This window comes from Enterobacter sp. MGH 16, from assembly GCF_000493175.1.
Classification (GTDB): Bacteria; Pseudomonadota; Gammaproteobacteria; order Enterobacterales; family Enterobacteriaceae; genus Enterobacter; species Enterobacter roggenkampii.
Window position 1 is genome coordinate 1,526,659 of sequence record NZ_KI535695.1, and the last position, 17,867, is coordinate 1,544,525.

Genomic DNA, 17,867 nt, shown 5'->3' on the forward strand with positions numbered 1-17,867 from the left:
CATTATCCCAGACGCGATATCCTTGACCTCGCCTCGTCCAGATGGCTGCGCAATGCGGCAAGACATGGCGCAAAATTGGCAGAAAAGCGGCCGCAACTGCTGGCCTGCGTATAAAAGCGTTCGGCCAGCGCCAGTGCTTCATGCCAGGTTTCTCCCGCGATCGCGTCAATAAGCGTAGCCGGACGCAGCGTATTCACCAGTGCGCCTCCTGATTTCGGGGCAAATCCCATGGGCAGCATGTCATAGGCAGGAGCAAGATCGTAAGGCCGTCCATGGGAACTGATAAACGACAGATTACCGTGGTGCATGTCGGTATTGCCGATCAGCATACCAAACGCCCAAAGCCTTGACGTGCTGGCGACCGCATCCTGGTGAACACAGCCCTGCTTTGCCAGCTCATTCACCAGTACCGGCCAGGATTCTCTTGCCCTGCCGACAAACTCCGCCTCGAGCGCACGTAAAGAAAAGAGTCCCTTACGACCAAGGGGTCCCGTACGGTCGAACCGCGGGATCTCAAGGAAGCGCTGTCCGCCAAAATCAAACACCTCGGTTTCGACGCCAAGCACGCTTAACGCAAGATGTTCTGCCAACAAAAGGTCTCGCCAGCGTTCGCTTACAGGGTTATCGTCCGGTGCCGTGAATTTCACAATGACGTGGCCACGTTCTGTATAAGTACAGAACTTCGGCTGTTCACCCCCAGCAGAGGAGCCCGGTACTTCGCCCGCGCTCACGGCCTGCGCCAGCGACGGGTATGCGGTTGCGCGGTCCACCGCAACAGGCGACGGCATCTCTACAAAATGATTCCTCGCCTGTTCTCCGATTAACAGGTTCCCCACCGCATCGTGTCCATGAGCGAGCAAAGCCCTGATAACGTCAGTATCACTCCAGTTATCTGGATTTGGCGGCAGGCCCAGCTCGGATGAAAATCGCGAGGCGTACGCGCGGCCAAGATATCCCTGAGGCCGCATGTCAAACAACCACCACGGCAACCCATCGCTATGGAGGCACACATTGTCCGTTTGCGCCATTACAAAACCGTCTGGATAAACCGGAATGAGTTTACCCAGCGATTTAACCTGGCCCTCTTCCGTGATGCGGTAGACAGGAGCCGAGCTGAATCCTCGATGTGTATCCCGCAGCACATAGTGAATAGATGGACCGGAGCCAATGCGAACAACCTCATCGCCAAGCGCTTTAATCGATCGTGAAACGGTAGGCTGACTAATACCCATAATATCAGTTAGTTGCCTTACCGATACCGGGCCTTGTCTCAGCAATTGTCGTAGTGTTTCGGATCGATTAATCATGGTTTTGAATAGCTTTATGAATAGGTTATTGAATAGCTAATTTATCAGGTATTGACTCCCCTGTCATCTTCACCAACGGCTGTCTCTGGTTTATGCCTGCGCAACCAAATTAACTTATACGCCGCAGGAATAATAAACAGCGACAGCAGCGGTGCCGTGATCATCCCGCCGATCATGGGCGCCGCTATCCGGCTCATGACTTCTGAGCCTGCCCCGGTCCCCCAGAGAATGGGCAGCAGACCGGCAATAATTACCGCGACGGTCATCGCCTTTGGCCGCACGCGCAGCACGGCGCCCTGATAAAGGGCGTCATCAAGCCCCTGTTCAGTGAACGTTTCGCGCTGGGACAGCGCCGGATGTGCTTCAACGGCATGACGCAAATACATCAGCATGACCACTCCAAACTCTGCTGCCACCCCGGCCAGGGCGATAAACCCGGTGCCGGTTGCCACGGACATATGGAAGCCCTGCCAGTACAGGAACCATATCCCGCCGACCAGCGCGAACGGCAGGCTCATCAGGATCAACAGGGCCTCATCCACGCGACGGAACGCCAGATAGAGCAGAACGAAAATGATCATCAGCGTCATCGGCACCATCAGCTTCAGTTTCTTGTTGGCATGCTCAAGCAGTTCAAACTGCCCGGAGAATGACACGCTGGTACCCGGCCTGAGCTTCACGTTCTGGCTGATGGCCGTCTTAATGTCGTTCACCACCGACACCATATCCCTGCCGCGGGCATCGATATAAATCCAGCTCGCAGGCCGGGCATTCTCCGTTTTCAGCATCGTGGGGCCTGAAACAACGTTGATATCTGCCACATCACCCAGCGTAATCTGCTGTTTCATTGGCGTCAGGATCGGCATCTGCTTCAACGCGCTCGGGCTATTCCGGTAGTCCTGAGGGTAACGAATATTAATCGGATAGCGGGCCACGCCTTCCACCGTTTCACCCACCGTCGCACCGCCGATGGCCGAGGAGACGAACAGCTGCACGTCGCCCACCGTCATTCCATAGCGGGAGGCTTTCTCCCGGTTGATATCGACATCGATGTAGCGCCCGCCTTCCAGACGTTCTGCCAGGGCAGACACCACGCCCGGCACCGTTTTGGCTACCGCTTCGATGCTCTGCGCCGTGGCGTCGATATCAGCCAGAACGGTACCAGACACCTTGATGCCAATCGGGCTTTTAATCCCGGTCGACAGCATATCAATGCGGTTGCGAATGGGCGGAACCCAGAGATTCGCCAGACCGGGCAAACGAACGGTCTTATCAAGCTCCTCAACGATCTTGTCAATCGTCATCCCGGGACGCCACCGATCCTCAGGCTTAAGCTGAATGGTGGTTTCCACCATTTCGAGCGGCGCGGAATCCGTTGCCGTTTCGGCTTTGCCGGTCTTGCCGAAGACAGAGGCCACTTCAGGGACGGTTTTTATTAACTTGTCCGTGGTCTGTAAGAGCGCGGCCGCTTCTGCCGGAGAGACGCCGGGCAAAGTAGAGGGCATATACAGCAGATCGCCCTCATTAATCTTCGGCAGGAACTCGCCGCCCACCTGGCTCAGGGGCCAGATCACCGTCAAGATGGATAAGGCCGCAACCAGCAGGGTTGTTTTGGGCCAGTTGAGCACCCGAATCAGCAGCGGATGATAGGCGTTAATCAGCAGCCTGTTCAGCGGGTTACGGGTCTCGGCGGGGATTTTACCCCGGATCCAGAATCCCATCAGAATGGGGATCACGATGATGGCCAGCGCGGCTGCCCCTGCCATGGCATACGTTTTGGTGAAGGCCAGCGGACCAAACAGCCGCCCTTCCTGCCCCTCAAGGGTAAAGATGGGAATGAAGGATAAAGTGATGATCAGCAAGCTGATAAACAGCGCCGGTCCAACCTCTACAGAGGCGTTGGTAATCACCTTCCAGCGGGTGGCGTTATCAATCTGCTGTCCCGGGTGCTGGTAATCCCACTCTTCCAGCCGCTTATGCGCGTTCTCAATCATCACGATGGCGGCATCCACCATCGCGCCGACGGCGATGGCAATGCCTCCCAGCGACATAATATTGGCGTTCAGCCCCTGGAAATGCATGACGATAAAGGCAATACACAGGCCAAGCGGCAGAGAGATAATCGCCACCAGCGCCGAGCGAATGTGCCAGAGGAACAGCGCGCAGACGATGGCCACCACGAAAAACTCTTCGAGAAGTTTGCTGCTCAGGTTATCAATGGCCCGGTCGATGAGCTGGCTGCGATCGTAGGTGGTCACAATCTCAACGCCTTCCGGCAGGCTGGCCTTCAGCGTCTCCAGCTTGTCTTTTACCGCCGTAATGACCTCGCGCGCGTTTTTACCCGAACGCAGGATCACCACGCCGCCCGCCACTTCACCCTGTCCGTTCAGCTCGGCAATACCACGGCGCATTTCCGGCCCCGTTTGTACGCGGGCAACATCGCGCAGGTAAATCGGCACACCGTTCTCACCGGTTTTCAGGACGATGTGATTGAAATCATCGATGGTCTGCAGATAGCCGCTGGCCCGCACCATATATTCCGCTTCCGCGATTTCTACGGACGATCCCCCCGCTTCCTGATTAGACGATTCAAGGGCCTGCTTAACTTCCGGCAGACTGACGCCGAACTGCGCCAGCTTTAACGGGTCAACCTGAATCTGATACTGCTTCACCACACCGCCGACGGAGGCCACCTCGGCCACGTTCGGGATTGTTTTTAGCTCAAATTTCAGGAACCAGTCCTGCAATGATCGCAGCTCGGCGAGATCGTGTTTTCCGCTGCGGTCCACCAGCGCATACTCAAATATCCAGCCTACGCCCGTGGCGTCCGGGCCGATTTCGGAACTCACGCCGGCGGGGAGTTTGCCCTGAACCTGATTCAGGTACTCCAGCACGCGCGAGCGGGCCCAGTACAGATCGGTCCCGTCTTCAAAAATAACGTACACATACGAATCACCAAACTGTGAAAAACCGCGCACGGTCTTCGCGCCAGGAACCGACAGCATGGTGGTGGTGAGTGGATAGGTCACCTGGTTTTCAACAATCTGCGGGGCCTGGCCGGGATAGCTTGTTTTGATAATCACCTGAACGTCAGACAGATCGGGCAAGGCATCGACCGGGGTGTTGATGATGGTCCATGTCCCCCAGACGCTGAGAAACAGCGCACCCATCATCACCAGGAAACGGTTGGCGACCGAACGCCGGATAATCCATTCAATCATCATCGTCTCCTTAATGGCCTGAATGCGCGTCGTCAGCGGCTTCAGCGTGGCGCATGCGCTCCAGCGCGCCGGTAATATTGGCCTCCGAGTCAATCAGAAACAGACCGCTGACCACCACCGACTCCCCCTCTTCCAGTCCGGTACCAATGCCGGACTGCTGCTGAGATTCATGCAGAACGTGGATCCTTTTCGGTACAAACTTCCCGTTCGCATCAACGGTAATAACGCGCTGTTCTTTCCCGGTATCGATAACGGCCTGAGACGGAATGAGCAACATTTCCTGACTTTGGGTATTCAGCTTCAGGTAGGCATTCATGCCCGGTTTCAGCAGTTCATCCTTGTTGGAGACCTGCAGGCGCACCTGCAGCGTACGGGTGGTTTGATCCACGCTCGGCAGAAGACGCCATTTTTCAACCGGGAAGGATTTATCCGGATAAGCCGGTACCGAAACAGTAAACTGCGAGGTATCTTTCAGCAGATAAGCAATGGATTCAGGAACCGCCGCGCCGATCCAGACCGGATCCATCCCCTGAATCTGCGCCACCACCTTATCTTTGGAAATATTCATCCCGGTGCGCAGGTCAAAGGCCGTGATGACCCCATCAATCGGCGCCTTGATGGTAAACCGGGTCTGGATAGTGCGGGTCGCACGCAGTCGCTGAATATCGTCATCCGGCATACCGGCCAGCCTGAGCCGTTCCAGTACCCCTTTTATCTGCGTGGGCGTACCGCCGGTGCCGGAGAGGAGCAGAAACTCGCTCTGGGCCTCGACCCAGTCCGGGATTGTAAGATCAATCAGCGGCGTGCCCTTTTTCACCTTATCGCCGAGGGTCAGCGGATACACTTTCTCAACGAACCCTTCCGCGCGCGCTTGCACAATGACAAACTGATAGTCGTTATAGCTGACGTTCGCCGGGATCATCTGGGCATAATTCAGCGTTCCGCGCGTGACCTTTTGCGTTTTTAATCCCAGGTTCTGGACCTGGGTCGGATCAATACGGATCCCGGCACTGCTTTTATCATTCTCATCGGCATACTTTGGCACCAGATCCATATCCATAAACGGCGATTTACCGGGCTTATCGAATTTAACGTCGGGCTTCATCGGGTCATACCAGAAAAGCACCTTTCTTTCAGATGTGCCATTTTCTGGCGTTGTCGATGAGTGCATCGTCTGCCATGCCGTCACGGCTATCAGCCCTCCCGCAATAAGGCTGGTGATAATCGTGGCGGCATATTTTATTTTTAAAGAAGCCATGCCGTTTCTCGCTATTTAATGCTTTTGAGTACAGAGAGATTGCCCTGCTGAACAAACGAGAAATTCACGTGGCTGCCGACTTTTAAGGCAGTAATACTCGCGTCGGCCTGCATAAAAGTAAAACGCATGGTCATCGCGGGCCAGCCAATTTCCGGGATGGCTTCGTGAGAAATCGTTACTTTTTTGTTCGTGAGATCAATATCCTTCACAATGCCGGTCCCGGTGATAACCTGCTCTGAGGCACCTTCGCTGGCGGCGCTCATCTCCGCGTGCTGATGAACCTCAGCCTGAAGACCGGCAGAAAACATAATGATTGCACCAAATACGACGGCGTTAAGTGAATTGCGCATGTTTAATATCCTTTTTAATTAAGTGAGGTTATTCGGCCCAACCGCCGCCCAGCGCGGTGAAGAGGTTAATTTCATTAACCTGCCGGGCATAAATAAGGTCGAGAATATTTTGCTGCGTGGAAAACAGCGACCGTTCCGCGTCTAATACTTCGATATAGCTCACCGCGCCGCTGGTATATAATCCTCTGGCCCGCTGCAGGGTAATGTTTAGCGAATCAAGATACCGTTCTTGCGCAGCAAGCTGCTGGTTGAGGCTGTCCCGCAGCGCGAGCGCGTCGGCAACCTGCCTGAAGGCAGCCTGTATTTTTTGTTCGTAATTCACAACCGACTGCTGCTGACGAATTTCAGCCAGCTTCAGGTTGGCCTTATTCCTGCCCGCATTAAAAATCGGAAGTTCAATTTTGGGGATGAAATTCCACATCCCACTGCCCGCGGTAAACAGGCTGGATAATTCCGTACTGCCTGTTGAAAGCCCGCTGGTCAGGGAAATTGACGGGAAAAAGGCGGCACGCGCGGCGCCGATATTGGCATCGGCCGCTTTAAGCTGATGCTCCGCCTCCATAATATCCGGGCGCTGCAGCAGTATCGCTGAAGAAAGATGGGGCGGGAGTTTTACCGGCGCAATATCGCGGGCGCTCATTCCGCTGTCGCCCGGCAATCCGCGATAGGTGCCGAGGAGCAGCTGCAGAGCATTATTGGCCTGCGCCAGCTCCCCCTCACGTTTGGCAATCTCTGCCTGCGTGCTTTCGATCTGTCCCCGGGCCTGTTCCAGCGCCAGGACGTTCGTGCTGCCCGTCACCAGCTGCTGCTCAACGAACGCATAGGAGTGCTGGTAATTGGCCAGCGTATCCCGCGCGATGCGCAGCTGTTTATACGCCAGCTGCTGGTTGAAATAGCTCTGCGACACGTTAGAGACGAGCAGGATATGCACCGCGCGACGGGCTTCTTCGCTGGCGAAATAGTTTTGTCGATCGCCCTCGCTCATGTTTTTCAGCTTGCCAAAAAAGTCGAGCTCGTAGCTAAGCGCCAGCCCCGCGTCATACTGTTGTGAAGTGGGTTTGTCACTTTTCAGCCCGCCGCTGTACGTGATGCCCGAGGAGGCATTCAGTTGAGGATAACGATCCGCATCCGTCACGTTTAACTGCGCACGGGCTTCCTCAACCTTCAGGGCGGCCATTTTTATATCCCGGTTGTTCTTCAGGGCTTCCGTAATCAGCCCGGCGACCTGAGGATCGACAAAAAAGCGTCGCCAGCCGGTGTCCTGGTACCCCGCCGCCGCGGGCGTCAGGCCGTTACGGGAAAGCGAAAACTGCTGGGGTACCGGTGATGCCGGCCGCTGGTATTCAGGCGCCAGCGAGACGCAGCCTGCCAGAATAAATACCGTACTGATGCTGAGTCGTTTTAACAGGAACATAGCGGTTCAAATCAAGTCCAGAGGATTTTTAGGGCTACTCTACTGAACGCATCCTGTTTGACCGGTGACAGGATAATGACAATGTTGTCATTTATGGCGTAAGTCATTGTTAACGATCGCGGGCTCACTAGAATGTCATCAGCAGCCAGTCTGGGGAGCAAGATGAAAATACTGATCGTTGAAGACGAAATGAAAACCGGGGAATACCTCAGCAAGGGGCTGACGGAAGCGGGGTTTGTCGTGGACCATGCGGATAATGGCCTGACCGGGTACCACCTCGCCATGACCGCGGAATATGACCTGCTGATTCTGGATATCATGCTGCCCGACGTGAACGGCTGGGATATTGTCCGCATGCTTCGCTCTGCCGGCAAAGGAATGCCCATCCTCTTACTCACGGCCCTCGGGACGATAGAGCAACGGGTTAAAGGGCTGGAGCTGGGCGCGGATGATTATCTGATTAAGCCTTTCGCCTTTGCGGAACTGCTCGCCCGGGTCAGGACGCTGCTAAGACGCGGAAATACGGTGATCGCGGAAAGCCAGCTTCAGGCGGCTGACCTGACGGTTGACCTTGTGTCGAGGAAGGTCAGCCGGGCGGGCAATCGCATCCTGTTAACCAGCAAGGAGTTCAGCCTGCTGGAGTTTTTCATGCGTCATCAGGGCGAGGTGCTGCCCCGCTCCCTGATTGCCTCCCAGGTGTGGGATATGAACTTTGACAGCGACACGAACGCAATAGATGTGGCGGTAAAGCGCCTGCGCGCAAAGATCGATAACGATTTTGAACCCAAACTGATCCAGACGGTGCGCGGCGTGGGCTATATGCTGGAGGTGCCGGATGCCCGTTAAGCTTCCCGGGCGCCCTTTTTCTCTCGCCCTGCGGCTGACCTTTTTTATCAGCCTCTCCACGCTACTGGCCTTCTTCGCCTTTACCTGGTTTATGCTGCATTCCGTCGAAAAGCATTTCGCCGAGCAGGACGTCAGCGACCTGCAACAAATCAGCAGCGCGATGCACCGCATACTGCAGTCCCCGGCCGATCCCGATCAAAAGAAAATCAGCAAGCTCAAAGAGTCGCTTGCCAGCTACCGCAACGTTGCCGTCCTGCTTCTGGATCCACAGGGCAATACCCTGTTCAGCTCAGCACAAGGCGCAGCATTACGCCCGGCGATGAATACGGCGAACTTTAGCCAACACCGTCAGGCACAGGATGTGTTTCTCTGGACGGTTGATGGCCCGGACATGGCCATGCATGCCGGCTCCGACATGAAGATGGAAACCTACCGGATTATCGCCTCTTCAGGAACGGCGACGCTGCAGGGCAAAACGCAGAACTACGTTATGCTGATCGGGCTTTCCATTAATTTTCATCTTCACTATCTTGAGGCGCTGAAAAAGAACCTGTTCGCGATTGCCGCGGTGATTAGCGTGCTGATTGTGCTCATCATTCGCATCGCGGTTCGCCAGGGACATTTACCCCTGCGTAACGTCAGTAACGCCATTAAAAATATCACTTCCGAAAATCTGGACGCGCGTCTGGAGCCGTCTCGCGTGCCCGTTGAGCTGGAACAGCTGGTGATCTCGTTCAACCAGATGATGGGGAAAATTGAAGATGTCTTTACCCGGCAGGCCAATTTTTCCGCCGATATCGCGCATGAAATAAGAACCCCCATCACCAACCTGGTGACGCAAACGGAAATTGCGCTGAGTCAGCACCGGACGCAAAAGGAGCTGGAAGATGTTCTCTACTCCAGCCTGGAAGAGTACAACCGAATGACCCGGATGGTCAGCGATATGCTTTTTCTCGCCCAGGCGGACAACAACCAGCTGATCCCTGACCGGGTGCTGTTTGACCTCGGCGCAGAGGTGCTAAAAGTTTTCGAGTTCTTCGAGGCCTGGGCGGAAGAACGCCACATCACGCTGACGTTTCACGGCGTGCCCTGCCTGATAGAAGGCGACCCGCAGATGTTCAGAAGAGCCATCAATAACCTGTTATCCAACGCCCTGCGCTATACCCCAACAGGGAAAACGGTGACGGTCTCCATCAGCAAACGGGGTAACGACGTTGAGCTGGTCACAGAAAACCCCGGCACGCCGATCCCGCAGGTGCATCTGTCGAAGCTTTTTGACCGCTTTTACCGCGTCGATCCGTCCAGGCAGCGTAAGGGGGAAGGCAGCGGGATTGGGCTTGCGATCGTGAAATCCATCGTCACCGCGCATCACGGAAAAGTCCGCGTCGAATCGGACGCGGTGTCGACGCGCTTCATCCTCACCGTACCGGGAAAAGTGCTCTGAGCGTCAGCAAACCGTGCGGCACACCTCAAGGACCTTTTCCCTGAGCCAGCGATGCCCCGGATCCCGCTCCATACGCGGATGCCACATCTGTGAAACCGTAATGGTGCGGGTCTTAAACGGCAGTTCAAAGACGTGTACGCGCTCTGACATCGGCTGATTGAGCAGGTACAGCGCCGGTACCATGGCAATCAGATCGGACGCCAGGGCCACGGATAACGCCGTCGGAAAACCGGGCACTACGCTTGCGACCTTTCGTTTCATCCCCCGCTCCGCCAGCGCGTCGTCCACAGACCCGTGTAACGCCCCATCAGGCGACGCCACCACATGGCCCCAGGCAACATAATCGTCAAGGCTGACCTCAGGCTGTGAAGACAGCGGATGTCCCTTGCGCACCGCGCCAACAAACCGATCCTGAAAGAGCCTTTGCAGCCGTATTTCAGGCCCCATGTTGCTCTGCACGCCGATCTCCAGGTCGACAAGCCCCTCCCGTAAATAGCGCGACGTTTTTTCAGGTTTGGGAGCGAAGCGGATGCAGACCCCGGGCGCAACGCTCGCCACCGCGGCTATGAGCATGGGTCCAAACGCCACGACAAAACCGTCGTTGGCCCGAATAGTGAACAGCCGTTCAAGGCTTTCCACCTTCAGCGTGTCGGAGGAGGGCTGCAGCACCGCCCTCGCCTCGTGCACGGCGCTTCTGGCGCGGTCCCGGGTGGCTTCGGCCCAGGGCGTCAGCACCATATGACGCCCGGCCCGCACCAGAATAGGATCGCCGGTCACCTCCCGCAGCCGGCTCAGGGTACGGCTCATGGCGGAGGTGCTCAGGTTTAAACGTCGCGCCGCGCCCGCCACGCTGGCTTCGGCCAGCAAAACGTCGAGCGCAACCAGAAGGTTAAAGTCAGGATCGGACACGATGGCTCCTCAGATAAGGCGTTATATGCAACGATTAAGTGCAAATGCTGCGTCTTCCGCCCTGTATAGCGCATGATTATAGTTTCGTCATCACTATTCTTATCCGGAGTAACGACGATGACGCTATTTACCAACCAGCCCGGCGATGAAGGTTTACCCGGGCATGAACGCGCCCGGGTCCTGGCCGCCGTCATGACCACCACGCTGATGGGCGTCTTTGACGGCACCATGATCAACATCGCGCTCCCCTCCATGGCTAGAGCGATGCAGGTCCCCGCAAACGTTGCGGTCTGGTTCGCTAATGGTTATCTGCTGTCAGCGGCGATGACGCTGGCTATTTTCGCCGCGCTGGCGGCCCGCGTGGGCTATCGCCCGGTCTTTCTGAGCGGGCTTGCCACCTTTACGCTCACCTCGCTCGGCTGCGCGCTGGCAACAACGCCGGAAATATTAACCGGGATGCGAATTCTGCAGGGCATCGGCGGGGCGGCGACCCTGAGTATCGCTCCGGCGATCCTGCGGTCCGTTTTTCCGGGCCGACTGCTGGGCCGTATTCTGGGGCTGCACGCCCTGCTTATCGCCTCCAGCACGGCGATTGCTCCGGTACTCGGTGGAACAATACTGGACGCCCTGAGCTGGCAGTGGCTGTTCGCCATTAACCTCATTCCGGGCAGCATCGCCCTGCTGCTGGCATGGCGGGCCTTGCCGCGGGAATCGGTTGCTGACAGACCGCCCTTTGATGCGCCGGGCGCCGTGCTCTCCGCCGTCCTGATAGGTTCCGCGATCATGCTGGCGGACAGCCTTCAGCACGTGGCGCAACACATTAGTCTGCAGGCCGTCTGCTGGAGCGTTCTGGCGCTGGTTAGCGCCCTCGCCTTTACCTGGCGGATTCGGCGCGCGCAACATCCGTTACTGCCGCCGGTGATGTTCAGAAACGGGCGCTTCACCCTCGCCGCGCTGACCTCGCTGGCCTCGTTTGTGAGCCAGGGGATCACGTTTGTCGCGCTGCCGTTCCTGTTTCAGAGCGTGTATGGCTACAGCCCTGTAGCGTCCGCGCTGCTGTTCACCCCATGGCCGATTGGCATCGTGCTGATCGCGCCGCACGCGGGTCGCTGGGCGGATACGATCTCCGCGCCGCTCATCTCGACCCTCGGGCTGATGGTTTTTGTCGGCGGGCTGGTCCTGCTGGCCACGTTGCCGGACAATCCTTCCGCCTGGAATATCTGCCTGCGTAGCCTGGTCTGCGGGATGGGATTTGGCTGCTTCCAGAGTCCCAATAATCGGGAAATGCTCGCTAACGTCGCGCGGGAATATGCCAGCTATGCCTCCGGCGTGTTGTCGATCGTCAGAACATTCGGCCAGTGTCTCGGCGCCGCCGTGGTGGGCGTTCTGCTGGGTGCGGCGGCAGGATGGGATCATCAACATGCTATCCAGGTTGCACTGTGGTTAGCCGTCATCGCCTCGACGGGTTCGGTGGTATTTAGCCTGAGCAGGCTGCGCCCTGCGAGGTCTCCAGGCAAGCGTTGCACAATGTAGGCCGGGTAAGCGCAGCGCCACCCGGCAAGAAAGACGGCGCGTTTGTTTACTCCAGCGCCAGCAGCGCAAAGCTCGCCAGCCAGTGTCCGCCGCTGTAGTGGCTGCCAACCACATGCCCGACGCTTGCGGCCAGATGTTTCGTCACCGCCTCGCGCAATGCCGGTTGCGCCGGGTGGCTGGCTGGAAGCGCTTTCGCTATGTGCTTCATACACCATGCGCGGCTGAGGTTTAATCCGTCCAGATGGGCAATTTTCGGGTCGGTACGATCGCTCACTTCCGCCGGGTTCATCAGTGCCGTAACGGCGCCCACCTCAGGCAGAAACGCGTCAAACCAGGCCGGGAAGCCCTCCGACACCTTGCTCATCAGCAGTGCCTCCGTCAGCGCGCCGGAAATATACTCGTCTCCGCCGGGCTCATAATGAGCCGGATAGCGCGTGTCGGCGAGATAAAACCGCTCCGCCGCCGCCAGAATTGCCTGCTCAAGCGCCTTGTCGCCCACTGCGCGACCATAATCCAGCGCCAGCGCGAGGGCAAACGCGGTGTTGTAGTGCGTCCCGACGCGGATCGGATAGGTGAGCTTGCCGAGGTAATCCACCAGCCGGTTGCGAATGTCCTGGGTTAACGGCTCCAGCGTCTGGTACCAGCCTGCCGCCTGCGGCAGCGACGACTGTTTCAGCTCCCGGGCCAGCGCCAGCAGCCAGCCGTAGCCATACGGCCGCTCAAACGAGGCGCGGAACGGCGCGGTAAAATAGGCCAGCTCCTTCGCCACGTTCTCTTCGGTCAGGTGCTCGTCAAAAAGCGCGACGATCGCGTCCCGGCACGGCAATTCTGGATAGAGGCGCACGCAGCGCAGCAGCAGCCAGTAACCATGAACCGCCGAGTGCCAGTCAAAACAGCCGTAGAAAATGGGATGAAGCTCGCGCGGCGGCAGCACGTCACCATCATCATTCAGCAGGTGCATGATGTGGTTCGGGTATTCCTGGCGCAAATAGGTCAAAGGCATGCGGGCAAACGCGTCGGCCTGATGTTGCGTTAATTCCATGACAGCTCCTTAGCGAAACACGAGGAAGTACATTAAGAACACGTTCACCACCAGCAGGGTTAACGCGGTCGGGATCTGGATCTTGATCACCTGATATTTGTCTTTCAGCTCCAGCAGCGCGGCGGGAACGATATTGAAGTTCGCGGCCATCGGCGTCATCAGCGTGCCGCAGTAGCCTGCGTACATGCCAATCGCCAGCAGCGGCGCCGGGTTGCCGTGATGCACGTTGATCAGAAACGGCAAGGCGATCCCCGCACTCAGCACCGGGAAGGCCGCAAAGGCGTTACCCATGATCATGGTAAACAGCGCCATCCCCACGCAGTAAATGACCACCAGCATGAAGCGGCTATCCGGGTTCACAAACAGGCTCACCACCTTCTGCACCGAGTCACCCGTGTTGGCCACCACGAACACGCCGCCGAGCATGGCCAGCATCTGCGGCAGGATCACCGCCCAGCCGATGGTATCGACAAGACGGCGGGACTGACGAACGGCATGGAGCGGCGTGCCTTTGGTCAGCCACCAGCCGGTGAGGATCGCCGCGACGCAGGCCACGCACAGCGCCGCCAGGGTGAGCTGTTTCTGATCGAGCAGAAACACGCCGCCGACCGAAACGCCCTTCAGGAATAACGTGCCCAGCACCGTCACCACCGGGATCATCAGCGCCGGCAGGAACAGCCAGTTTTTAAGCCGATTTGACGACGCGACGCGCTCCTCCTCGGTGGACATTTTATAGTGCCCTTTCCCGACGAGACCAAAACCCGCCAGCAGCGCGATAACGATAACGCCGCCGCCAATGATCCGGTACGCCAGCGATTTCCCCAGCTCCTGCACCATCAGATCGCCAAACAGGAAGATCCCGCCAAACAAGAACCAGAACAGCGCGGTGGTAAAGCGCTTCGGGTTGGCGCGATCGCGCAGGGTCATGACAACCAGCAGCATTACGACAAAGCCAATCAGGTAGTACACGCGGTTAATGGTGATAAGCGTCATCATTGCGCGGCCTCCTGCGTACCCTGCTCTGCCCGCCAGGCCATCACGTCGCGACGGATGCTCGCATCGAGGCGCAGCAGGCGCGTCATATGAATAATTAATGCCGCAATGGCGGTGGGAATGGCCCACAGGCCGATATGCAGCGGTTCAATGCCCGGAATACCGTTCTCTTTCAGGAACGCGTCGATCAGCAGCACCGCCCCGAAGGCAATAAAGATATCTTCCCCAAAGAAGACCGCGATGTTGTCGCACGCGGCGGCGTGGGCTTTGATTTTGTCGCGGATGTGCTGCGGCAGTTCGCCGTATTCGTTCAGCGCCGCCCCTTCGGCCATCGGTGCCAGCAGCGGGCGCACCGTCTGGGCATGGCCGCCCAGCGACATCAGGCCCAGCGCGGCGGTGCCTTCACGCGCGACAAAATAGAGCATCAGAATACGCGCCGAGGTGGCGCTGGCGATCTTCGCCACCCAGGCCTGGGCGCGCTCCTTAAGCCCGTAATATTCCAGCAGACCAATCACGGGCAGGATCAGGATGAAGGTGGCCAGCGATCGGCTATTGACGAACTTCTCGCCAAAGGTCTCCAGCAGCATCCCGAAATCCATGCCGACCAGCAGACCCGTCGCCAGCCCCGCCACCACGACCACCAGCAGCGGGTTGAAGCGCAGTGCAAAACCAATAACCACGATCGGTATCCCGATCAGCGGCAGCAGCGTAGTACCGTCCATAACGTTTACCCTATCGAAAGTGAGCGTTGCGCGCCGACGGCTATTTTTTTAATTTGCGGCGAGCGATGTTGTGTTTTGTTGGCAGGCTTCGCAAAACCTGCGCTAAAAAGCTATATCTGAACCTCAAAAACATGTAAACAAATTATCAATAAAATGTTCTTATTTTATCGATGAGTTTACATTTCTGGCTAAGGAACGTTATGACCTCAGAAAAGAGTGCTTCACCCGATCGCGACGATATCAACGAGGGCCGGATCGTCTCTTCCCGCCATCTGGTATCCGAGCGCTGCGCGGAGTTATCAGAGCTGGAATATGCGCTGATCATGACCGGCAACGCGTTTAACAAATGGATGGTGCGCTGCATGACGGCTGCCGGCGAGCCCGATATGGGCGCCTTTGACGTTTCGCTGCTGCATCACGTCAACCACCGCGACCGCAAGAAAAAGCTGGCCGATATCTGCTTCGTCCTCAACGTGGAAGACACCCACGTGGTGACCTATGCGCTGAAAAAGCTGGTCAAAGCAGGCTACGTGACGAGCGAGAAAGCGGGTAAAGAGCTCTTTTTCTCTACAACGGAGGAAGGGAAAGCGCTGTGCATGAAATACCGGGACGTGCGGGAGGCGTGTCTGATTGCGATCCACGCGGAGAGCGGCATTGCCGGGAAGTCGATTGGCGAGACCGCGCAGCTGTTACGCACGATCTCCTCCCTGTATGACACCGCCGCCCGGGCGGCGGCGTCACTGTAACTAAGGACGGCGGAACAGCGTAATGCTCCGTCCGGCCAGCGCGTACTCAACGGTTTCGGTGATCGCTGTCCCGGTGGCGGCATCATCCGCCGTAGACAGCTCCAGCACCCATCCCCCTTCGCCAAACTGCGGGATCTGGAACGGCACGGTGCCTTCAAACGGATTGAACAGCATCAGCACGTCGTGCCAGATGCCGTCCTCCTGCTGAAGATCCGGCCTGCTGATGGAGACCCCGAGCGTTGAGCCTTCATCCCACTGCTCGGCCTGCTGCGGACCGCCTCCGGCATTGAACCAGCGGATCTCCAGCCCGTCACGCCAGCTTTCACGGCGCAGCAGCGGCTGTTGCGCGCGAAGGGCAATGAGACGACGGGTAAACTCGCGCAGCGCGGCGTCGTTTTCGGAGAGCCCCTTCCAGTCGATCCACGAGATCTCACTGTCCTGGCAGTAGCCGTTGTTGTTCCCCTTCTGCGTGCGGCCAAACTCGTCCCCCGCCAGCAGCATCGGCGTGCCGTGGGAGAACAGCAGCGTGGTGAGGAAATTACGTTTCTGCCGTTCGCGGGTAGCAATAATATCCGGGTTCTCGGTTGGCCCTTCCTCGCCGTAGTTGTACGAGCGGTTATCGTTATGCCCGTCGTTATTGTCCTCGCCGTTGTCGGCGTTGTGCTTCTCGTTGTACGACACCAGGTCATTCAGCGTAAAGCCGTCGTGGGCGGTGATAAAGTTGACGCTGGCCCACGGGCGACGCCCACGCAAATCGTACAGATCGCCGGAGCCGAGCAGCCGCGCGGCAAAGTCCGTGGAGACGTTGTCCCCCTTCCAGTACTCGCGAACGGTGTCGCGGTATTTGTCGTTCCACTCCCCCCAGCCCGGCGGGAATCCGCCCACCTGATAGCCGCCGGGGCCAATATCCCAGGGTTCACCAATCAGCTTCAGTCGGGATAAGACCGGATCCTGGGTCATGGCGTCGAAAAAACCGCCGCGCGGGTCAAACCCTTCGGGCTCGCGGCCCAGGATCGTCCCGAGGTCGAAACGAAAACCGTCTATGTGCATTGATTCCGCCCAGTAGCGCAGGGAATCCATCACCATCTGCAACACGCGCGGGTGCGAGGTGTTGACCGTGTTTCCCGTCCCGGTGTCGTTGATGTAGTACCGGTGCTGGTCGGGCAGCGTGCGGTAATAGCTGTAGTTATCAATCCCCTTAAACGAGAGCGTCGGGCCAAGCTCGTTCCCTTCCGCCGTGTGGTTGTATACCACGTCCAGAATGACCTCGATGCCCGCGTCATGATAGGCGCGCACCATATCGCGAAAGCCCTGGATCCCCGCCGGGCCGTAGTAGCGCGACGCCGGAGCAAAAAAGCCCAGCGTGTTATAGCCCCAGAAGTTCTTCAGGCCGCGGTCGAGCAGGTGCTGGTCGTCCGGGAACCAGTGAACCGGCAGCAGCTCCACCGAGGTAATGCCCAGGCTTTTGATGTAGTCGACCGAGGCTTTGTGCCCCATCCCCTCAAACGTCCCGCGCAGCTCGGGTGGAATGGCCGGGTTCATCTGGGTAAAGCCTTTCACGTGGCTCTCATAGACAACGGTATGCGGCCAGGGTACGTTCGGCCGGTTGTTGTCCTGCCAGTCAAAGGCGTTCGGGTCGATAACCCTGCATTTCGGCGTAAACGGCGCGCTGTCGCGGGTATCAAAGCTCAAATCCAGCTCGTCATGCCCCAGCGCATAGCCGAAATGGGCGTCGTTCCAGTCGATGTCACCCACCAGTTCGCGAGCGTACGGGTCGATGAGCAGCTTATGCGGGTTAAAGCGATGACCATTTTCCGGGTCGTAGGGGCCGTAGACGCGATAGCCGTACAGCGCGCCCGGCTTCAGGTCAGGCACATAGCCGTGCCAGATCTCATGGGTATACTCCGGCAGCTCCAGCCGGGCGATTTCCGTTTTCCCGGACGGGTCAAACAGACAGAGCTCCACTCGTTCAGCGTGCGCGGAGAACAGCGCGAAGTTAACGCCCTTCCCGTCATAATTCGCCCCCAACTGCTGGCCATGACCGGCCCGAATTTCAAACGTTGTATCCTTTGCCATTTTCGT

General features: G+C 57.7%; 14 protein-coding genes. 4 read left to right on the forward strand and 10 right to left on the reverse strand.

Annotation, left to right across the window (positions count from 1 at the left end):
• Nucleotides 1-2 precede the first annotated feature (2 nt).
• Genes yjjJ through L362_RS15380 form a run of 5 tightly spaced genes read right to left on the reverse strand, consistent with a single transcriptional unit; the run spans nucleotide 3 to nucleotide 7,550 of the window.
• A complete protein-coding gene (gene yjjJ, locus L362_RS15400; protein WP_032637733.1) occupies nucleotides 3-1,307 on the reverse strand; it encodes a type II toxin-antitoxin system HipA family toxin YjjJ in 1,305 nt (434 codons plus the stop codon).
• Nucleotides 1,308-1,351: 44 nt separating this feature from the next.
• The gene (gene silA / locus L362_RS15395; protein ID WP_023344157.1) at nucleotides 1,352-4,528 is read right to left on the reverse strand and encodes a Cu(+)/Ag(+) efflux RND transporter permease subunit SilA; all 3,177 of its coding nucleotides are present in this window, start codon (nucleotides 4,526-4,528) and stop codon (nucleotides 1,352-1,354) included.
• A gap of 10 nt (nucleotides 4,529-4,538) precedes the next feature.
• A complete protein-coding gene (locus L362_RS15390; RefSeq protein WP_023344158.1) occupies nucleotides 4,539-5,786 on the reverse strand; it encodes an efflux RND transporter periplasmic adaptor subunit in 1,248 nt (415 codons plus the stop codon).
• A gap of 11 nt (nucleotides 5,787-5,797) precedes the next feature.
• A complete protein-coding gene (gene cusF, locus L362_RS15385) occupies nucleotides 5,798-6,136 on the reverse strand; it encodes a cation efflux system protein CusF (protein ID WP_023344159.1) in 339 nt (112 codons plus the stop codon).
• A gap of 28 nt (nucleotides 6,137-6,164) precedes the next feature.
• A complete protein-coding gene (locus tag L362_RS15380) occupies nucleotides 6,165-7,550 on the reverse strand; it encodes an efflux transporter outer membrane subunit (protein ID WP_023344160.1) in 1,386 nt (461 codons plus the stop codon).
• A 162-nt stretch (nucleotides 7,551-7,712) separates the two neighbouring features.
• Between L362_RS15380 and L362_RS15375 the strand changes: the two genes are divergently transcribed.
• Both L362_RS15375 and L362_RS15370 read left to right on the forward strand, forming a co-directional pair.
• The gene (locus L362_RS15375) at nucleotides 7,713-8,396 is read left to right on the forward strand and encodes a copper/silver response regulator transcription factor (protein ID WP_023344161.1); all 684 of its coding nucleotides are present in this window, start codon (nucleotides 7,713-7,715) and stop codon (nucleotides 8,394-8,396) included.
• Complete coding sequence (locus tag L362_RS15370; RefSeq protein WP_023344162.1) at nucleotides 8,386-9,840, forward strand: Cu(+)/Ag(+) sensor histidine kinase; 1,455 nt, start codon at nucleotides 8,386-8,388, stop codon at nucleotides 9,838-9,840. Before L362_RS15375 ends, L362_RS15370 begins: the two co-directional genes overlap by 11 nt.
• A 3-nt stretch (nucleotides 9,841-9,843) precedes the next feature.
• On the opposite strand, the gene L362_RS15365 is transcribed toward L362_RS15370, so the two are convergent.
• Nucleotides 9,844-10,749 carry a LysR family transcriptional regulator gene (locus L362_RS15365; RefSeq protein ID WP_023344163.1) on the reverse strand — a complete coding sequence of 302 codons (906 nt, stop codon included), beginning with the start codon at nucleotides 10,747-10,749 and terminating at the stop codon, nucleotides 9,844-9,846.
• A gap of 117 nt (nucleotides 10,750-10,866) precedes the next feature.
• Here L362_RS15365 and L362_RS15360 point away from each other — a divergent pair, with 117 nt between their 5' ends.
• The gene (locus L362_RS15360) at nucleotides 10,867-12,282 is read left to right on the forward strand and encodes an MFS transporter (protein WP_023344164.1); all 1,416 of its coding nucleotides are present in this window, start codon (nucleotides 10,867-10,869) and stop codon (nucleotides 12,280-12,282) included.
• A gap of 46 nt (nucleotides 12,283-12,328) precedes the next feature.
• On the opposite strand, the gene L362_RS15355 is transcribed toward L362_RS15360, so the two are convergent.
• The 3 genes from L362_RS15355 to L362_RS15345 are packed head-to-tail and all read right to left on the reverse strand — an operon-like array spanning nucleotide 12,329 to nucleotide 15,039.
• Nucleotides 12,329-13,324: a DUF2891 domain-containing protein gene (locus tag L362_RS15355; protein ID WP_023344165.1), complete on the reverse strand. Its 996-nt coding sequence runs from the start codon at nucleotides 13,322-13,324 to the stop codon at nucleotides 12,329-12,331.
• A 9-nt stretch (nucleotides 13,325-13,333) separates the two neighbouring features.
• Nucleotides 13,334-14,320 (reverse strand): DUF979 domain-containing protein, encoded by a 987-nt coding sequence (locus L362_RS15350; protein WP_023344166.1) that lies wholly within the window; start codon nucleotides 14,318-14,320, stop codon nucleotides 13,334-13,336.
• Nucleotides 14,317-15,039: a DUF969 domain-containing protein gene (locus tag L362_RS15345; protein WP_021240145.1), complete on the reverse strand. Its 723-nt coding sequence runs from the start codon at nucleotides 15,037-15,039 to the stop codon at nucleotides 14,317-14,319. Before L362_RS15345 ends, L362_RS15350 begins: the two co-directional genes overlap by 4 nt.
• A 200-nt stretch (nucleotides 15,040-15,239) precedes the next feature.
• On the opposite strand from L362_RS15345, the gene L362_RS15340 reads away from it, so the two are divergent.
• Complete coding sequence (locus L362_RS15340; protein ID WP_021240146.1) at nucleotides 15,240-15,785, forward strand: winged helix DNA-binding protein; 546 nt, start codon at nucleotides 15,240-15,242, stop codon at nucleotides 15,783-15,785.
• Here the strand turns inward: L362_RS15340 and glgX are convergent, their stop codons facing one another.
• A complete protein-coding gene (gene glgX, locus L362_RS15335; protein WP_021240147.1) occupies nucleotides 15,786-17,861 on the reverse strand; it encodes a glycogen debranching protein GlgX in 2,076 nt (691 codons plus the stop codon).
• Nucleotides 17,862-17,867 lie beyond the last annotated feature (6 nt).

What these genes read in the sequence shown, in the direction of transcription:
- L362_RS15370 (WP_023344162.1), top strand. Translation starts at nt 8,386, where the DNA reads ATGCCCGTTAAGCTTCCCGGGCGCCCTTTTTCTCTCGCCCTGCGGCTG.
- L362_RS15340 (WP_021240146.1), top strand. Translation starts at nt 15,240, where the DNA reads ATGACCTCAGAAAAGAGTGCTTCACCCGATCGCGACGATATCAACGAG.
- L362_RS15375 (WP_023344161.1), top strand. Translation starts at nt 7,713, where the DNA reads ATGAAAATACTGATCGTTGAAGACGAAATGAAAACCGGGGAATACCTC.
- L362_RS15355 (WP_023344165.1), bottom strand. Translation starts at nt 13,324, where the DNA reads ATGGAATTAACGCAACATCAGGCCGACGCGTTTGCCCGCATGCCTTTG.
- L362_RS15390 (WP_023344158.1), bottom strand. Translation starts at nt 5,786, where the DNA reads ATGGCTTCTTTAAAAATAAAATATGCCGCCACGATTATCACCAGCCTT.
- L362_RS15360 (WP_023344164.1), top strand. Translation starts at nt 10,867, where the DNA reads ATGACGCTATTTACCAACCAGCCCGGCGATGAAGGTTTACCCGGGCAT.
- cusF (WP_023344159.1), bottom strand. Translation starts at nt 6,136, where the DNA reads ATGCGCAATTCACTTAACGCCGTCGTATTTGGTGCAATCATTATGTTT.
- L362_RS15345 (WP_021240145.1), bottom strand. Translation starts at nt 15,039, where the DNA reads ATGGACGGTACTACGCTGCTGCCGCTGATCGGGATACCGATCGTGGTT.
- yjjJ (WP_032637733.1), bottom strand. Translation starts at nt 1,307, where the DNA reads ATGATTAATCGATCCGAAACACTACGACAATTGCTGAGACAAGGCCCG.
- glgX (WP_021240147.1), bottom strand. Translation starts at nt 17,861, where the DNA reads ATGGCAAAGGATACAACGTTTGAAATTCGGGCCGGTCATGGCCAGCAG.
- L362_RS15380 (WP_023344160.1), bottom strand. Translation starts at nt 7,550, where the DNA reads ATGTTCCTGTTAAAACGACTCAGCATCAGTACGGTATTTATTCTGGCA.
- L362_RS15350 (WP_023344166.1), bottom strand. Translation starts at nt 14,320, where the DNA reads ATGATGACGCTTATCACCATTAACCGCGTGTACTACCTGATTGGCTTT.
- silA (WP_023344157.1), bottom strand. Translation starts at nt 4,528, where the DNA reads ATGATTGAATGGATTATCCGGCGTTCGGTCGCCAACCGTTTCCTGGTG.